At 68.1% G+C, this 15,315-nt stretch carries 12 protein-coding genes; 8 read left to right on the top strand and 4 right to left on the bottom strand.

Annotated features, from left to right (window positions below; all coding sequences use genetic code 11):
• Positions 1 to 125 precede the first annotated feature (125 nt).
• From ACWEH3_RS25695 to ACWEH3_RS25685, 3 genes are read left to right on the top strand one after another with little or no spacing between them, the layout of a single operon-like run.
• The gene (locus ACWEH3_RS25695) at positions 126 to 5,063 is read left to right on the top strand and encodes an NAD-glutamate dehydrogenase (RefSeq protein ID WP_450019707.1); all 4,938 of its coding nucleotides are present in this window, start codon (positions 126 to 128) and stop codon (positions 5,061 to 5,063) included.
• A complete protein-coding gene (locus ACWEH3_RS25690) occupies positions 5,060 to 5,524 on the top strand; it encodes an acyl-CoA thioesterase (protein ID WP_450019705.1) in 465 nt (154 codons plus the stop codon). Before ACWEH3_RS25695 ends, ACWEH3_RS25690 begins: the two co-directional genes overlap by 4 nt.
• Before the next feature lie 46 nt (positions 5,525 to 5,570).
• On the top strand, positions 5,571 to 6,236 hold the full coding sequence (locus ACWEH3_RS25685; protein ID WP_450019703.1) for a hypothetical protein: 666 nt from the start codon (positions 5,571 to 5,573) through the stop codon (positions 6,234 to 6,236).
• Between the two features lie 523 nt (positions 6,237 to 6,759).
• Here ACWEH3_RS25685 and ACWEH3_RS25680 read toward each other — a convergent pair.
• Together ACWEH3_RS25680 and ACWEH3_RS25675 are read right to left on the bottom strand one after the other, a co-directional pair.
• The gene (locus ACWEH3_RS25680; protein ID WP_450019701.1) at positions 6,760 to 7,068 is read right to left on the bottom strand and encodes an AzlD domain-containing protein; all 309 of its coding nucleotides are present in this window, start codon (positions 7,066 to 7,068) and stop codon (positions 6,760 to 6,762) included.
• Positions 7,068 to 7,763, bottom strand: a complete 696-nt coding sequence (locus ACWEH3_RS25675; protein WP_450019699.1) for an AzlC family ABC transporter permease — start codon at positions 7,761 to 7,763, stop codon at positions 7,068 to 7,070. Before ACWEH3_RS25675 ends, ACWEH3_RS25680 begins: the two co-directional genes overlap by 1 nt.
• A gap of 192 nt (positions 7,764 to 7,955) precedes the next feature.
• On the opposite strand from ACWEH3_RS25675, the gene ACWEH3_RS25670 reads away from it, so the two are divergent.
• Positions 7,956 to 8,522, top strand: coding sequence for a helix-turn-helix domain-containing protein (locus ACWEH3_RS25670; protein WP_450019697.1), 567 nt, complete (start codon positions 7,956 to 7,958; stop codon positions 8,520 to 8,522).
• A 4-nt stretch (positions 8,523 to 8,526) separates the two neighbouring features.
• Here the strand turns inward: ACWEH3_RS25670 and ACWEH3_RS25665 are convergent, their stop codons facing one another.
• Positions 8,527 to 9,231: an HNH endonuclease gene (locus ACWEH3_RS25665; protein ID WP_450019695.1), complete on the bottom strand. Its 705-nt coding sequence runs from the start codon at positions 9,229 to 9,231 to the stop codon at positions 8,527 to 8,529.
• A 243-nt stretch (positions 9,232 to 9,474) separates the two neighbouring features.
• Between ACWEH3_RS25665 and ACWEH3_RS25660 the strand changes: the two genes are divergently transcribed.
• The 4 genes from ACWEH3_RS25660 (at position 9,475) to ACWEH3_RS25645 (ending at position 12,534) form a co-directional block, all read left to right on the top strand.
• On the top strand, positions 9,475 to 9,879 hold the full coding sequence (locus ACWEH3_RS25660; RefSeq protein ID WP_195043276.1) for a globin: 405 nt from the start codon (positions 9,475 to 9,477) through the stop codon (positions 9,877 to 9,879).
• A 216-nt stretch (positions 9,880 to 10,095) separates the two neighbouring features.
• Positions 10,096 to 11,700, top strand: coding sequence for a glycoside hydrolase family 13 protein (locus ACWEH3_RS25655; protein WP_379254282.1), 1,605 nt, complete (start codon positions 10,096 to 10,098; stop codon positions 11,698 to 11,700).
• A 104-nt stretch (positions 11,701 to 11,804) separates the two neighbouring features.
• A complete protein-coding gene (gene ctaJ / locus ACWEH3_RS25650) occupies positions 11,805 to 12,083 on the top strand; it encodes an aa3-type cytochrome oxidase subunit CtaJ (RefSeq protein ID WP_355075930.1) in 279 nt (92 codons plus the stop codon).
• Positions 12,070 to 12,534, top strand: a complete 465-nt coding sequence (locus ACWEH3_RS25645; RefSeq protein ID WP_355075932.1) for a DUF5130 domain-containing protein — start codon at positions 12,070 to 12,072, stop codon at positions 12,532 to 12,534. Before ctaJ ends, ACWEH3_RS25645 begins: the two co-directional genes overlap by 14 nt.
• A 147-nt stretch (positions 12,535 to 12,681) precedes the next feature.
• Here ACWEH3_RS25645 and pepN read toward each other — a convergent pair whose 3' ends face one another.
• Complete coding sequence (gene pepN, locus ACWEH3_RS25640) at positions 12,682 to 15,264, bottom strand: aminopeptidase N (RefSeq protein WP_450019691.1); 2,583 nt, start codon at positions 15,262 to 15,264, stop codon at positions 12,682 to 12,684.
• Positions 15,265 to 15,315: the final 51 nt, after the last annotated feature.

Raw genomic sequence — 15,315 nt, 5'->3', positions numbered from 1 at the left:
ACTCCGCCGCCGTGGTGAACCACCGGATGTGGAAAAGGAATTCACCCACGCGTCATCGGCGCACAGTTACTCTCGGACCGGCGTCACTTTGTTACGGAACCGATATCCGAGGGAGTTGGCGAAAAATGACCGTCTCGTCCGAATTGTCCAGCGCGGCGTGGGCCGCGGGTTTGCCGCAGTCACTGCGCGGCGAACTCGCGACGCTCGAGGAGGCGTACTTCCGCCACGTCGACGCGGGCGATGTGGACTGTGCGATCACCGGCATCACCCAGATCTTCCGAAGGCACTTGGAGTTGGCGGTGATGCGCCGCCCCGGTCGCGCCCTGGTGCGGGTGTACCACCCGGACGACGGCTCCGGAATCGGTGCGGCGGTGCAGATCGTCACCGATGACATGGCGCTGCTGGTCGAGTCGATCAGCTCGTCGCTGAGCCGGATCGGCGTCAGCGTCAGCGAGATCATCCACCCGATCTTCGAGGTCGAGCGGGACGAGGAGGGGCGGCTGACGCACGCCGCCGCGCACGAGGTGGACGGCACCGGCGGGGCGGGACTGCGGGAGTCCTGGATGCACGTGCAATTGCACCCGTCGACCAGTGCGGCGCTGCTGGCCAAGGTCGAATCCGCGGTGCCGGACGTCGTGGACGACGTGCGTCAGGTGATCGGCGACACCGAGGCCATCGAAGACGTGCAGAGCAGACTGGCCGACGATCTCGAATCGGCCGCGCAATCCGGGTCCGCGCCGTTCCAGCCGACCGAACTGACCGACACCGCTCACTTGCTGCGCTGGCTGGCCGGGGGGAACTTCACCCTGCTGGGCTACGCGCGCTACCGGCTGAGCGCCGACCAGGGCCGCGAGATGTCCACCGTCGTGCCCGAGACCTGCCTCGGCGTGCTTCGGCCCGACGTGGGCACCGACTTCCACGTGCCGGTCAACGGCGGTGACCGTCCGCTGCTCACACTGACTCAGGGGCTGGTCCCCGCCACCGTGCATCGTGCGGTGTATCCCTACTTCGTCGGTGTCGCCGATTTCGACGCCGACGGAACCATCGTCGGTGAACACCTGTTCATCGGCGTCTTCACCGTCACCGCCGTGCACGAGAACGTTCTGGACATCCCGGTGATCGAACGCCGGGTCCGTTCGGCGATCGAGGAGAGCGGATTCGACCTGGACTCGTTCTCCGGTCAGGCCATGCTCGAGGTCATCCAGTCCTTCCCGCGCACCGAGCTGTTCTCCGCCGATGCCGAGACGCTGCGCCGCACCGCCACCGCCGTGCTGAGCGTCAGCCTGCGGCGTCAGGTGCGCCTGTTCCTGCGCGCGGACACCTACGGCCGCTATGTCGCCTGCCTGGTCTATCTGCCGCGTGACCGGTACACCACCCGCGCGCGGCTCGAGATGCAGGAGATCCTGGTCCGCGAACTGGGTGGCGTGTCCATCGACTATTCCGCGCGGGTGGGCGAAAGCGATTTGGCGCGAGTGTATTTCACCGTGCGCATGCCGGAGGCCGAGTTCGGTGTCCCGCGTCGTACGCCGCCCGGCGCCGATACCTCCGAGCCCACCCGGCTGCGCTTGCAGAACATGCTCGCCGAGGCCACCCGCACCTGGGAGGACCGGCTGAACGACGAGGTGAGCACGTCGACGGTGCTCGATCCCGCGGTGGTGCAGCGATACGCGGAGGCCTTCCCCGAGGGTTACAAACAGGATTTCGCCGCGGCCCGCGCGCTGCGGGACATCGTGCGCCTGGAACATTTGCGAGACGGCGTCATCGATCAATATCTGTACCGGAAGCCGGATTCGGCGCCGGGCTCGTGGCGTTTCACGCTCTACATCGGTGGTAGCGGCATCTCCTTGAGCCAGGTGCTTCCGCTGTTGCAGAGCCTCGGTGTGGAGGTGGTCGACGAGCGGCCGTACCAGATCGCGCTGGAGGCGGCGGCGGACGGCACCGGCGGTGAGCGGTGGATCTACGACTTCGGCTTGCTCGCCCGCCCGGAGCTGCTGCGCAGTTCGCTCGATCGCGATCTGGACGCCGAACTGCTCGAGTCCTCCAAACGCGCCGATGTGCTGGCGGCGGAGGTGCGCGGCCTGCGGGAACGGTTCGTGGAAGCCTTCGCGGCCATGTGGTACGGCCGCGCGGAGGCGGACGGGATGAACGAGCTCGTGCTGCGTGCCCGTTTGCCGTGGCGGGCCGTGTCGATTCTGCGCACCTACGCGAAGTACTTGCAGCAGGCCGGTTTTCCGTACAGCCAGGCCAACATCTGCCGTGTGCTGCTAACCTATCCGGATATCGCGCGCCTGTTCGTCGACCTGTTCGCGGCGCGCTTCGATCCCGACACCGTCTCCGCCGAGCAGGCCGCGGAACTGGAGACCCAGGTGCGCGGGCGGATCGACGAGGTGGTCAGCCTGGACGCGGACCGCATCCTGCGCGCGATCCTCGGCCTGGTCAAAGCGACGCTGCGGACCAACTTCTACGTGACCGACGCGGAAGGCAAACCGCGCGACTTCGTGTCGGTGAAGGTCGAGCCACGGGAGATCGCCGAACTGCCCAGGCCGAAGCCGCAGTTCGAGATCTTCGTGTACTCGCCGCGGGTGGAAGGCGTGCACCTGCGCTTCGGCTCGGTCGCTCGTGGTGGTTTGCGGTGGTCGGACCGGTTGGAGGACTTCCGCACCGAGATTCTCGGTCTGGTCAAGGCGCAGGCGGTGAAGAACGCGGTCATCGTGCCGGTCGGCGCCAAGGGCGGTTTCGTGGTCAAGCAGCCACCGGCAGCCACCGGCGATCCGGTCGCGGACCGGCAGGCGCTTGGCGCCGAGGGCGTGGCCTGCTATCGCACGTTCATTTCCGGTCTGCTGGACGTCACCGACAACGTCGATCGCGCGAGCGGGAAGGTACTGCCCCCGGCCCGGGTCGTGCGGTGTGATGGTGACGACACCTATCTGGTGGTGGCCGCGGACAAGGGCACCGCGACGTTTTCCGATATCGCCAACGACGTGGCTCAGAGTTATGGCTTTTGGTTGGGTGATGCGTTCGCTTCCGGTGGTTCGGCGGGTTATGACCACAAGGCGATGGGCATCACCGCCAAGGGTGCGTGGGAAAGTGTCAAGCGGCACTTCCGTGAGATGGAGATCGATACCCAGACCCAGGACTTCACGGTGGTCGGTGTCGGTGACATGAGTGGTGATGTGTTCGGCAACGGCATGTTGTTGTCCGAGCACATTCGTCTGGTGGCCGCGTTCGACCACCGCCACATCTTCCTCGACCCGATTCCCGACGCGGCGCGTTCCTACCAGGAACGGCAGCGGATGTTCGCGTTGCCGAGGTCGTCGTGGGCGGACTACGACACGTCGCTGATCAGCCCCGGTGGCGGTGTGTGGGATCGCACCGTGAAGGCCGTGCCGATCAGCCCGCAGGCCAGGGCGGCTCTCGGCCTGGGCGACGACGTCGTATCGCTGTCGCCGCCCGAGCTGGTTCGCGCGATCCTGCTCGCTCCGGTGGATCTGTTGTGGAACGGCGGTATCGGCACCTACATCAAGGCGAGCACCGAGACCAACGCCGAGGTGGGCGACAAGTCCAACGACGCGGTCCGGGTCAACGGGAATCAGTTGCGGGTCAAGGTGATCGGCGAGGGCGGCAATCTCGGCGCCACGGCGCTGGGCCGCATCGAGTTCAACCGCAACGGCGGCAAGATCAACACCGACGCGCTGGACAACTCGGCGGGCGTGGACTGCTCCGACCACGAGGTCAACATCAAGATCCTGCTCGACGCGGTGGTCTCCGGCGGTCAGCTGCCGCCGGACGAGCGCAACCCGCTGCTGGCCTCCATGACCGACGAGGTCGCTCAGATGGTCCTGCAGGACAATGTGGCGCAGAACTTCCTCATGGGCATCTCGCGCACCGAGGCGCCGCACATGCTCAGCGTGCAGATGCGGCTCATCGAGGAACTCGAACAGCGTCGCGGCCTGGACCGCGAACTCGAGGCGCTGCCCTCGGACCAGGAGATGAAGCACAGGCTGGAGGAGAACGCCGGACTGGCCTCGCCCGAGCTGGCCAATCTCATGGCGCACGTGAAGCTCTCGCTCAAGGCCGATCTGCTCGACTCCGACCTGCCCGACAGTCAATACTTCGCCGCGCGGCTGCCGGAGTACTTCCCCACGCCGCTGCGCGACCGGTTCGGAGCGGCGATCAAACGCCACCGGCTGCGCCGGGAGATCGTCACCACCATGATCGTCAACGAGATGGTGGACTACGGCGGCATCACCTACGCGCACCGGTTGAACGAAGAGGTCGGCGCCACCACCACCGACGCGGTGCGCGCCTTCGCCGCGGCGAGCGGAATCTTCGACCTGGACGAACGATGGGCGCGAATCCGCGCCTGCGACGCGCCGACCCCGGTGCGTGACCTGCTCGAACTGGAGACGAAGCGGACCCTCGACCGGGCGTCCCGGTGGCTGCTGAGCAATCGCCCGCAGCCGATCGCGGTGGGCTCCGAGATCAGCCGGTACCGCGCCGACGTGCGGCAACTCGCTCCCAAGGTGCCGGGATGGCTGCGCGGGCACCACGTGTTCTCGCTCACCGACCGGTCCGCCGAGTTGATCGCTCGCGGTGCGCCGACCGACCTCGCCACCGAGGTGTTCGGTCTGCTCCACCTCTTCCCGCTGCTGGACATCGTTGACATCGCCGATATCACCGACCGGGACGGCGACGAGGTCGGGTCGCTGTACTACGCGCTCAACGACCACCTCAAGATCGACTGGCTGCTGCAGGCGGTCAGCCACCTCGAACGCGGCGACCGCTGGCACGCGCTGGCGCGGCTCGCGCTGCGCGACGACATGTACGGGTCGCTGCGTTCGCTCACGCTCGACGTGCTCTCCGGCGGCGACCCCGAGGAGACGGCGGACGAGAAGATTGCATACTGGGAGTCGAAGAATCAGTCCCGCCTCGGCAGAGCCAGGGCGGCGCTGTCGGAATTGTTCGAGTCCGGAACCCACGATCTCGCCACGTTGTCGGTTGCAGCGCGGCAAGTGCGGAGCATGGTGAGCGGGGTGGGCGCTCAATCGGAGGTACCACGTTGACGAGTTCGGTGAGGGGCAGCGGGAAGGCCGCGGGCAGCCTGGTGCTGCCCAAGCGGTTCCACGCCAAGGTGGATGTCAGGTGGTCGGACATGGACGTGTTCCAGCACGTCAACCATGCCCGGATGGTGACGCTGCTGGAAGAGGCGCGCATTCCGTGGCTGTTCGAGGACGGCCGCCCGACCGCACCGCTGCGCGAGGGGTGCGTCCTCGCCGATCTGCGTGTCCGCTACCGCGGTCAATTGCGGCACGAGGACACGCCGCTGGACATCGCCATGTGGATCGAGCAGCTGCGCGCGGTCGACTTCACCATCGGCTACGAGGTGCGGGCGGCGGGCGCGCTGCCCGACTCGCCCGCGGCCGTGGTGGCGTCCACGCAGATCGCGGCGTTCGACATGCGGGCGCAGCGGTTGCGCAGGCTCACCGACGCCGAGCGTGATTACCTGTCCGAATGGATGGACTGAGCGACCGCGTCGGTGGTGGCGGAGTGCTGACGGCGGAGCGGCCGTGATGGCGGAACAACGAGTGCTGCATGTGCCCGATCCGGCGGAGCGGGAGAATCTCGCGACGTTTCTGACCAGGGCCGTGCGGCTGGACCCCGGGGCGGTGGTGCGCCTGCGCCGCCGCGGGGAGAAATACGTCTCGGCCTGGGTGGCGACGGGTTTCGAAGCGCTGGTGATGCGCACCGTGGTCGCCGAACTCGGCGTCGACGACGTGACGGTCGGCGCCGATCTCGTGCTGGCCGGTTCGGCCGGTGGCAGTCCGATCGACCTCGGGTATTCGATGGACTCCGCGTGGCGCGGCGCACTGCCGCCCATGGACGGTTTCGCGCACGTCGACGACGTGCCCGCACGCACCCTGGTCGAGCTCGCCGAGCAGGGTGCGCAGCTGGCGAAGGAACACGGCAGCGGCCACGGCCCGCCCGCCTCGTTGCTCGATCAGGCGGTGCTGACCGTGTCCGGCGCGGGCACCCGGGTGCAGGTGCCGATGCGCGTCGTCTTCGCGCTCACGGCGATGGATTTCATCCCGCACTCGGGGGAGAAGGCCGACCCTCGCCGTATCCCAGCCGCCGAGATCGTCCGTGTTCGCGCGACCAGAACCTGGCTGCGGCTCGACGCTCGCTACGGCTCGGTCGCGCGTCGGCTCGGCGGTGGAATTCCTCTGCTACCGCGTTGATCGCGTCGCTCGATGGTCGTCGCCGGGTGCGGCGCCCGATCCGCGCGGGAGGGCGGTCCGCCGGGGACCATCGCTACCGATCACCATTCGGATGAGGTCGCGGGGCTCGGCTGCTCCGCTGCCCTCCTCACGAAGTGCTGGTGCGTTCATTCCTGCTCGCCCGCGATCCGCGGTAGGCGACCCACGTCTCCCGCTATGGAGGACAAGGCCCTACAGCCGCGTCGGGCCGGTTTCCGTAGTGCGAACTGCGTTTTCCGTTGGTTTTGACGGGATTGGTGCCGAGCGCATGCCGCTCCGGCCGCGGCGGTGCGAAGCCGTCCGAACGCGCGCTGTATCGCTCCGTCGCGTGAGTCGCCGGGTGACGATGACGGCCAGTTCTTTTCGCTGCCACTGGATGGCTGCCAATGCGGGCCGCAGACTGTGAACCCGAGTAGCACAGGCGGGCTCGGATGCGATCGATGAGACAGGCGGCGCCGTCGGCAGGAGGGGACGGCGCCGCCTCCTTCTGCGGGCACGGTGCCGCTCAAGAGACGCCGAGGTAGCGGAGGGCTGCTGTCGTCGCGGCTGCGGCGAGGATGACCAACAGAATGGGGCGTCGGAACCACGCGACGAGTCCACCCGCGAAAACGCCTGCTGGCACGGCGAATCCGAGGTCTGCGGTGCCCAGCGGCAAGGTGGTGACGGCCACGAGCGCGGTGAGCAATACGACGGCGCCGATCTCCAGCAGCCACACCACACGTGCGGGAAGGCGCACTCGGTCGCGGAGTGCGGGTCCGGCCCAGCGGAACGCGTAGGTGCCCGCGGCGAGAGCGACGACTCCGGCGGCCAGCATCACGCCGCTCCCCGCGCGGTCGCTGGCAGAGGCTTTCGCCGCGCCGCGACCAGCACCCCGGACAGGGCGAGCAGCACCGGCAGCCCCGTGGGCAGGAACGGAGCGCTCACCAGGGCGATCGCGGTGCCGACACCCACCGCGGCGAGGGTGGTCCGGTCACGCAGCGCGGGCAACACCAGCGCGAGCAGGACCGCGGGGAACACCGCATCGAGTCCGAGCGCCGAGGTGTCGGTGACCACCGAGCCGATCAGCGCTCCGACGGCGGCGCCGCCGGGCCAGGCGAGCAGCACCCCAGCGCCGGTGATCCAGTAGGCCGCCCGTCTGCGTGGCGCGTCGGGCTGCGCGATGGTCATCGCGACGGACTCGTCGTTCATCAGATGAACACCGAGCGAGCGGCGCCAGCCCGTGCCGACCGCGTCGGGAACCGACAGCCCGTACGGCACGTGCCGCGCGTTCACCAGCAGTCCCGCCAGCACCGCCGCGATCGGGTTGCCGCCCGCGGCAACGATCCCGAGAAACAGAAACTCCGAGCTCCCGGCCAGCACCACGCACCCGAGCAGCACCGGCAGCCAGACCGGAAAGCCCGCCGCGACCGCGGTCGCCCCATAGGAAATCCCGATCACACCGACGGCGAGGCACACCGCCCCGATCCCGAGCAGCGCATTCCGATCGAGTGTTCGCCATATCGAACGCATGTAGCTTATAGTGAACATGACGCCGCACTTCGTCAACATGGTTTCCCGGCGAGAGCTCCGAAGGGGCACGCGCTCCGAACATGTCCGCGCCGCAGCCGCCCAGCACTCCAGCGCAACCACAACACCACAACACCACGGCATAATCGCGGCACACGCAGCGCCGAAGGCGCTGCAAAACAAGCAGAGGTGGGAATGACGCAGCAGGACGCGACGACAACACCACAGGCGGTGATCGCCGCCGCGCTGCGCCGCGAGCGCACCCGGGCCGGACTCTCGTTGAGCGAGGTCGCCGGCCGGGCGGGTATCGCGAAATCCACTCTGTCGCAATTGGAATCGGCAACGGGGAATCCGAGCCTGGAGACCTTGTGGGCGTTGTGCGTCGCCCTGGACATGCCGTTCTCCCGATTGCTCGACCCGCCGCGCCCGAACGTGCACGTCATCCGCGCCGGTGAGGGGCCGGTGGTGGCGGCCGAGCAGTCGGAGTACCGGGCGACGCTGCTGGCGGCCGGGCCGGCCAGTTCCCGCCGCGACCTGTTCCGCATCACCGCGGAACCGGGGCATGCGCGGCGATCGGATCCGCATAGCGTCGGTGTGGTCGAGCACGTCTTGCTCGCCGAAGGGCGCGCGCTGGTCGGCCCCGTCGACGCGCCCGTCGAACTACACCCGGGCGACTACATCGCCTACCCGGGTGACCAACCGCACGTGTTCGAGGCACTGGCGTCGCCGACCTGGGCGACGCTGGTGGTGGAGTACACCTGATCGGTCAGGCGGCGCCTTCGTCGAGATACTGCAACCACACGGGGTCGAGTTCGGCGGTAGTGGACAGCAGGCGCCAGTGCGGGCCCTTCGGGGAGACCAGCGGGGCGCGCAGCGTCCAGCCCAGCTCGCTGAGCAGTTTGTCGGCTTTGCGATGGTTGCAGGGCGCGCAACTGGCGACGCAGTTCTCCCAGGAATGTTCCCCGCCGCGGCTGCGCGGGATGACGTGGTCGATGGTCTCGGCCTTGCCGCCGCAGTAGCCGCAGCGGTAGCGATCCCGGTGCATGAGCGCGGCGCGGGTCATCGGCACCCTGGCGCGATACGGAACGTGCACGTAGGTGCGCAGGCGGATCACCGAGGGAATGGCCACCGACGTATCGGCGGAGTGCACTACCGGCCCTTCGTCGTTGTGGTGAACGGCGTCGGCCTTGTCGCAGATGAGGAGGACGATCGCGCGGCGCGCGGACAATGCGGTGAGCGGCTCGTAGGTGGCGTTCAACAGCAACACCCTGGTCTTGAGCCAGTTCGTGCCCTCGGCGGGCGGGGCGGTCGGGCGGGGTCCGTGGTCGTGATGGCCACGATGTCCACCCGGATATCGTTCGGACACGATGTGCAGCGGAGTAGCCCCCGACCCACGATTGTGGACGTCGGCGGGCTGGAGTTGTCGGTGCGCTCGCGCCTCATGTGATCGGGCGCCGTGCCGCTGCTTCATCTCGACCTCGATTTCATGATTGGCAGGATCATGTGGTATCTGCAAAGCAGAGACTGTCCCCCAGTTGACCATGGAATGTCGGGCATTGCACGGTGATTTTCGACAATGTCCGGTTAACTGTGGCTGAAGTGCCATTCCGGCGCGATGTTCCGGTTGCCGATCGGCGGCGCAAGGGCGGTGCGGCGGCGGTGCCCGGGCGCGGGCACAATGGACAGCGGCGCATCCGGTGAAGCGAGAGGGTCTATGACTTCGGGCGAGCAAACGGCGACGTCGTTCTACGAGGCGGTCGGTGGGGCGGAGACGTTCCGGCGGCTCGTCGCGACGTTCTATCGCGAGGTGGCCGCCGACGAGGTGCTGCGCCCGCTGTATCCGGAGGAGGATCTCGGTCCGGCGGAGCGTCGTTTGCGGATGTTCCTGGAGCAGTATTGGGGCGGTCCGCGCACTTACTCCGACGAGCGCGGTCATCCCCGCTTGCGCATGCGGCACATGCCGTTCACCATCGGGCCGATCGAGCGGGACGCGTGGCTGCGGTGCATGCGTATCGCGGTCGCCGAGATCGAGCCGGAAACGCTCGACGACGAGCACCGTAAGGCGCTGCTCGACTACCTGGAAATGGCTGCCAACTCTTTGGTGAACGCCCCGTTCTGACCGCGGCGCCGCACCGCGGCGCTGGTGTGTTTTCTACCGCGTTGTGGTGGCGAAATATTCGCTGGTGCACAGCGGGTGACGTGGCGGTTGCGCGCGAGAAGCGGAGCGGAGCAGCGTTTTTCGCCTGTGCGGATGTCCGTGCTAAGTATTTGCCCGTCATTCGAAACTGTGTGCCGGGAGAAAGCTTCGCATCGAAACTTTGGCACTATTGCGGATGTGAGTGATGCACCAGCCTTAACGGCGCCGGTAGATCGCACCACGCAGTCGTGGTGGCGGTCGGCCGTGTTCTACCAGGTTTATCCGAGATCTTTCGCGGACTCGAGCGGAGACGGGGTCGGCGATCTCGGGGGAGTCCGGGACAAACTGGGCTACCTCGAACTGCTCGGCGTCGACGCGCTGTGGATCTGCCCCGTGATGCGTTCGCCGATGGCCGATGGTGGCTACGACGTTGCCGATCCCCGCGACATCGATCAGCTCTTCGGCGGTCTCGCCGCGATGGACGCGCTGATCGCCGAGGCGCATGCCCGCCGGATCAAGGTCACCATGGACCTGGTGCCCAATCACACCAGCGACCAGCATCCGTGGTTCCGCGCGGCGCTGGCGGCGGCTCCCGGCAGCCCGGAGCGCGATCGATACATCTTCCGCGACGGCCGCGGCCCCGGCGGCGCCGAGCCGCCGAACAACTGGCCGAGCATCTTCGGCGGCCCCGCTTGGACCAGGATCACCGAACCCGACGGCACCCCCGGCCAGTGGTACCTGCACATCTTCGCCCGTGAGCAGCCCGACCTGAATTGGGCCGACCCCGAGGTCGCCGCCGATTTCGAGCAGACGCTGCGGTTCTGGCTCGACCGCGGGGTGGACGGATTCCGGATCGACGTCGCGCACGGCATGGCCAAACCCGACGGTCTGCCCGACATGCCCGAGCTGTCCGTCTCGGCCCTGCTCGCGCACGACGACAGCGACCCGCGGTTCAACAATCCCGCCGTGCACGACATCCACCGCCGGATCCGCAAGGTGGTCGACGAGTACCCGGACGCGGTCACCATCGGTGAGGTGTGGGTGAACGACAACACCCGCTTCGGCGAGTACGTGCGTGCCGACGAACTGCACCTGGCGTTCAACTTCCGCCTCGCGGAATCGGCGTTCGACGCCGACGCGGTGCGTGACGCGATCGACAACTCGCTGTCCGCCGTAGCACCGGTCTTCGCCGTGCCCACCTGGACGTTGTCCAACCACGACATCGAGCGTGAGGTCACCCGCTACGGCGGCGGTGCGCTCGGCGTCGCGCGGGCGCGTGCGATGATCCTGCTGGAACTGGCGCTGCCGGGCGCGGTGTTCATCTACAACGGCGCCGAGCTGGGGCTGCCCAACGTCGACGACCTGCCGGACGATGTCTTGCAGGATCCGGTGTGGGAGCGCTCCGGCCACACGCAGCGGGGCCGCGACGGCTGCCGAGTGCCGCTGCCCTGGGAGGGTGCCGCGCCGCCGTACGGGTTCACCACCGGGACACCGTGGCTGCCGATTCCGGGCGACTGGGCGTCGCTGACCGTCGAAGCGCAACTCGAGGAGTTGGGGTCGACTCTGTCGCTGTATCGCCTGGCGCTCGAACTGCGCGCGCTGCGGCCGGAGTTCGCCGGGGACCGCATCGAGTGGTACGGCAGCCCGGCGGGTTGTCTCGCCTTCCGCCGGCCGGGGGGACTGGTCTGCGTGCTCAACGCCTCGGACGCGCCCATCCAGCTACCGCCGGGAGACGTGCTGCTGGCCAGCGCGCCGACCGACGGAGGCCAGCTGGCGCCGAACGCGACCGCCTGGTTGGTCTGAGGCGCGCCGGAAAGTCCCAGCTCGGAGCCGATGCAATCGACACGGAGGGCGATCCGGCTCGACCGGACGGAGAACTACTACAGAGGATCGTCTACCTTTGATCCGTGAGCATTCTCGAGACAGTGCTGATCTTCGCCGGCATACCGCTGGTGATCTACGGCATCATCGCCGGATTGTCGTTCCTCGGTAAGCCGCTGCCTGGCGAGAAGCCGGTCCACTTCGCCCTCGGCCAGAAGTGGACCGCGTCGCCGGTGCTGTGGAGTGCCACCGAAGAGGTGATCGGCTCGGGTCACCATTTCGCGGAAACGCCGCATGAGCAGCATGCGGCCATCGAGTCCACCGCGGTGGAGCTGATCGGAGGACGGGCAAGTGGCAGGTTCTAAGTGGCCCGCGGTGGTCGAAGCCGATTTGCCGCACGGATACGCGATCACCAGCAGCGGACGCGTCTCCGGCGTGCACGAGGCAGGCGACGTGTTCAAGGAAGCGCCGTTCAACGACGTAGAGCGGCTCACCATGGACAACGTGCTCACCGAGGCGACCCGCGCGACGAAGGTGCGCTTCAACGTCTACATCGGCGATCTGGGCGAGGACCCGGCCGCGTCCGCGGACGCGATCTTCCCGGGCACGCCCGAGGCGGCGCACTCGGTGCTCATCGCCGTCTCGCCCAACGAGAAGGCGATCGAGGTGCGCTCGGGCCGGGCGGTCGCCGACCGTGCGAACGATCGCGTCTGCCAGCTCGGCGTCACCGCCGCGCTGAGCTCGTTCCGGCAAGGCCAGTTGATCGACGGCGTGGTCTCGGCCGTCCGCGTGATGGCCGCCGCCATCGGCAGGTAGTTGCCTCGTCCGCAGCGCGCTATGGCGTTGCGTGTTCGCGGCCCTTTTGTGGCTCGAAAGACGGGGTAGGCCGCTGTGGTTGCGTAGGGCAGTGGCTGCCGTAAGTCCGGCGCGTCCACCTGAAAGGGTGGACGCGCCGATTTTCGTTTACGGCTGTGCGTCGAAGGCGCGGGCCCGCAGCGAGCGTTCGATGCCCGCCTTGCCCTCGCTGACCAGCCGGCGCAGCGCCGGGGGATGATCCCCGGCCAGGAACTTGTCGGCGACGGCCACCGCGTCCTCGCTGATCGCCCAGTGCGGGTAGAGGCCGACCACCACGGTCTGGGCGACCTCGCTGGAACGACGCTCCCAGACGCCGGGCACCTCGGCGAAATACCGCTCCACGTAGGAGGCGAGCAGCTCACCCTGCCCGGCGGGCGCGAAGCCACCGACGATCGAGCGGGCGGTGATGTTGGGTACCGAATCGTCGCCCATCACCGTCGCCCACGCCTGCTCCTTCACCTCGGCGATCGGACGCGCCGTCGCTGCGGCGGCCGCCTGCCGCCTGCCCGCGGCCGTGGGGTCGTTGGCCAGCTCCGCATCGATGACCGGAGTGTGCAGCCCCTCGGCGTCGATCTCGCCCGCCGCCGCGAGCGCCGACACGATCCGCCAGCGCAGGTCGGTATCGACCACCAGGCCGGGCAAACCGACCCTCGCCGGATCGCCGTCGCGCAGTTCGCTCAGCACCTCGGTGTGCCAGGCCGACAACTTCGCGGCGGTCAGCGCGTTGACGAAGGCCAGCTGGTGGTCGGAGCCGGGTTCGGCTTCGCGCGCCAGCTCCAGCAGCCTGTTCGCGTATTCCGGCCAGCCGGTGGTCGCGGCCCATTCCGGCTCGGCGTAGCTGCCCAGCGCGGTGTTGGCCTGCATCAACAGCCGTTGCACCACACCGATCTCGCTCTCCGCGCCGACACCACGCTCGACCAGCGCGACGAAATCACGGGCGCGGAACTCGGCCTGGCGCGTCATCTCCCAGGCCGCCGACCAGGCCAGCGTGCGCGGCAGCGGCTCCGCGATGTCGGCGATGCGGTTGACCAGCACGTCGAGCGAACCGGCATCGAGGCGGATCGAGCAGTAGGTGAGGTCGTCGTCGTTGACCAGCACGAACTGGCCGCGCGGCACGCCGGCCAGCTCGGGTACCTCGGTGCGTTCGGCGGCGTCGAGGTCGAGCTCGACGCGCTTGGTGCGCACCAGTTTTCCGTCCTCGTCGTCGTAGACACCGACCGCGAGACGGTGCACGCGCCGCTCGCCCGCGCCCGGCTGTGCCCCCTCCTGCACGACCGCGAAGGAGGTGAACCTGCCCTCGGCGTCCACCTCGAAGTCGGGGCGCAGGATGTTCAATCCGGTGGTCTTGAGCCACTGCGCACCCCAGGTGGACAGGTCGCGGCCGGACGACTTCTCCAGCGCCGACAGCAGATCATCGAAGGTGGCGTTGCCGTAGGCGTGGTCGGCGAAGTACGCGCGCAGGCCCGCGAGGAACGGCTCCAGCCCGACATACGCGACGAGCTGCTTGAGGACGCTGGCGCCCTTGGCGTAGGTGATGCCGTCGAAGTTGACCTCGACCGCGGCGAGATCGGGGATGTCCGCGGCGATCGGGTGGGTGGAGGGCAGCTGGTCCTGCCGGTAGGCCCAGGACTTCTCCACGTTCGCGAAGGTGGTCCAGGCGTTGGTGTATTCGGTGGCCTCGGACTGGCACAGCACCGACGCGAACGTGGCGAACGACTCGTTCAACCACAGGTCGTCCCACCATTTCATGGTGACCAGGTCGCCGAACCACATGTGCGCCATCTCGTGCAGCACGGTCTCGGCGCGGCGCTCGTAGGACGCCCGGGTGACCTTGGACCGGAAGACGTAGTCCTCCAGGAAGGTCACCGCGCCCGCGTTCTCCATCGCGCCCGCGTTGAATTCGGGGACGAACAGCTGGTCGTACTTGCCGAACGCGTACGGCACGCCGAAGTTGCGGTGGTAGAAGCCGAAGCCCTGCTTGGTCTCGGTGAACAGCCGCTCGGCGTCCATGTGCTCGGCGAGCGAGGCGCGGCAGTAGATGCCGAGGGGGATATTGCCGTGGTCGTCGGTGTAGACGTCGGTCCACCGCGCGTACGGGCCCGCGATGAGCGCGACCAGGTAGGTGCTCATCTTCGGGGTGGTGCGGAAGACGTGCTTGCCCGGCTCCGCCACGAGCGTCTGCACCACGGCCGCGTTGGAGACGACCTGCCAGTCCTCCGGTGCGGTGACGGCGATGTCGAAGGTGGCTTTCAGATCCGGCTGATCGAAGCAGGCGAACATCCGCTTGGCGTCGGCGGTTTCGAACTGCGAGTACAGGTACACGGCGTCGTCGGCGGGGTCGACGAACCGGTGCAGACCCTCGCCGGTGTGCGAGTACTCGCAGTCGGCCTCGACCACGAGCTCGTTGTGCTCGGCCAGGTCGGTCAGCGTGATCCCGGTCGACTCGTCGTAACCGGAGACGTCCAGCGCGGTCCCGTTGAGCACCGCCGAGCGCACGCCGCGCGCCACGATGTCGACGAACGTGCTCGCACCCGGTGTCGCGCCGAAGGTCACGGTGCTGCGGGAGAAGAAGGTCTGCTCGCCCGGTTTGCCCGCGCCGTCGGTCAGATCCAGCTCGACGCGGTAGTTCTCGACCGACACCTTCGCGGCGCGTTCGATCGCCTGGTCGCGAGTGAGGTTGGGTGCGGACATAAGGCTCCTTCGTGGTCGAAGAACTGGCACGGGCAAACCCACAATGCCACC

This window comes from Nocardia sp. NPDC004718, from assembly GCF_053601535.1.
The sequence above is the reverse complement of the archived record's forward strand: the minus strand, read 5'-3'. Positions and strand labels throughout refer to the sequence as shown.

Coding starts and splice junctions, on each gene's coding strand:
- ACWEH3_RS25695 (WP_450019707.1), top strand. CDS start 126: ATGACCGTCTCGTCCGAATTGTCCAGCGCGGCGTGGGCCGCGGGTTTG.
- ACWEH3_RS25685 (WP_450019703.1), top strand. CDS start 5,571: ATGGCGGAACAACGAGTGCTGCATGTGCCCGATCCGGCGGAGCGGGAG.
- ACWEH3_RS25680 (WP_450019701.1), bottom strand. CDS start 7,068: ATGCTGGCCGCCGGAGTCGTCGCTCTCGCCGCGGGCACCTACGCGTTC.
- ACWEH3_RS25675 (WP_450019699.1), bottom strand. CDS start 7,763: ATGCGTTCGATATGGCGAACACTCGATCGGAATGCGCTGCTCGGGATC.
- ACWEH3_RS25670 (WP_450019697.1), top strand. CDS start 7,956: ATGACGCAGCAGGACGCGACGACAACACCACAGGCGGTGATCGCCGCC.
- ACWEH3_RS25665 (WP_450019695.1), bottom strand. CDS start 9,231: ATGAAGCAGCGGCACGGCGCCCGATCACATGAGGCGCGAGCGCACCGA.
- ACWEH3_RS25660 (WP_195043276.1), top strand. CDS start 9,475: ATGACTTCGGGCGAGCAAACGGCGACGTCGTTCTACGAGGCGGTCGGT.
- pepN (WP_450019691.1), bottom strand. CDS start 15,264: ATGTCCGCACCCAACCTCACTCGCGACCAGGCGATCGAACGCGCCGCG.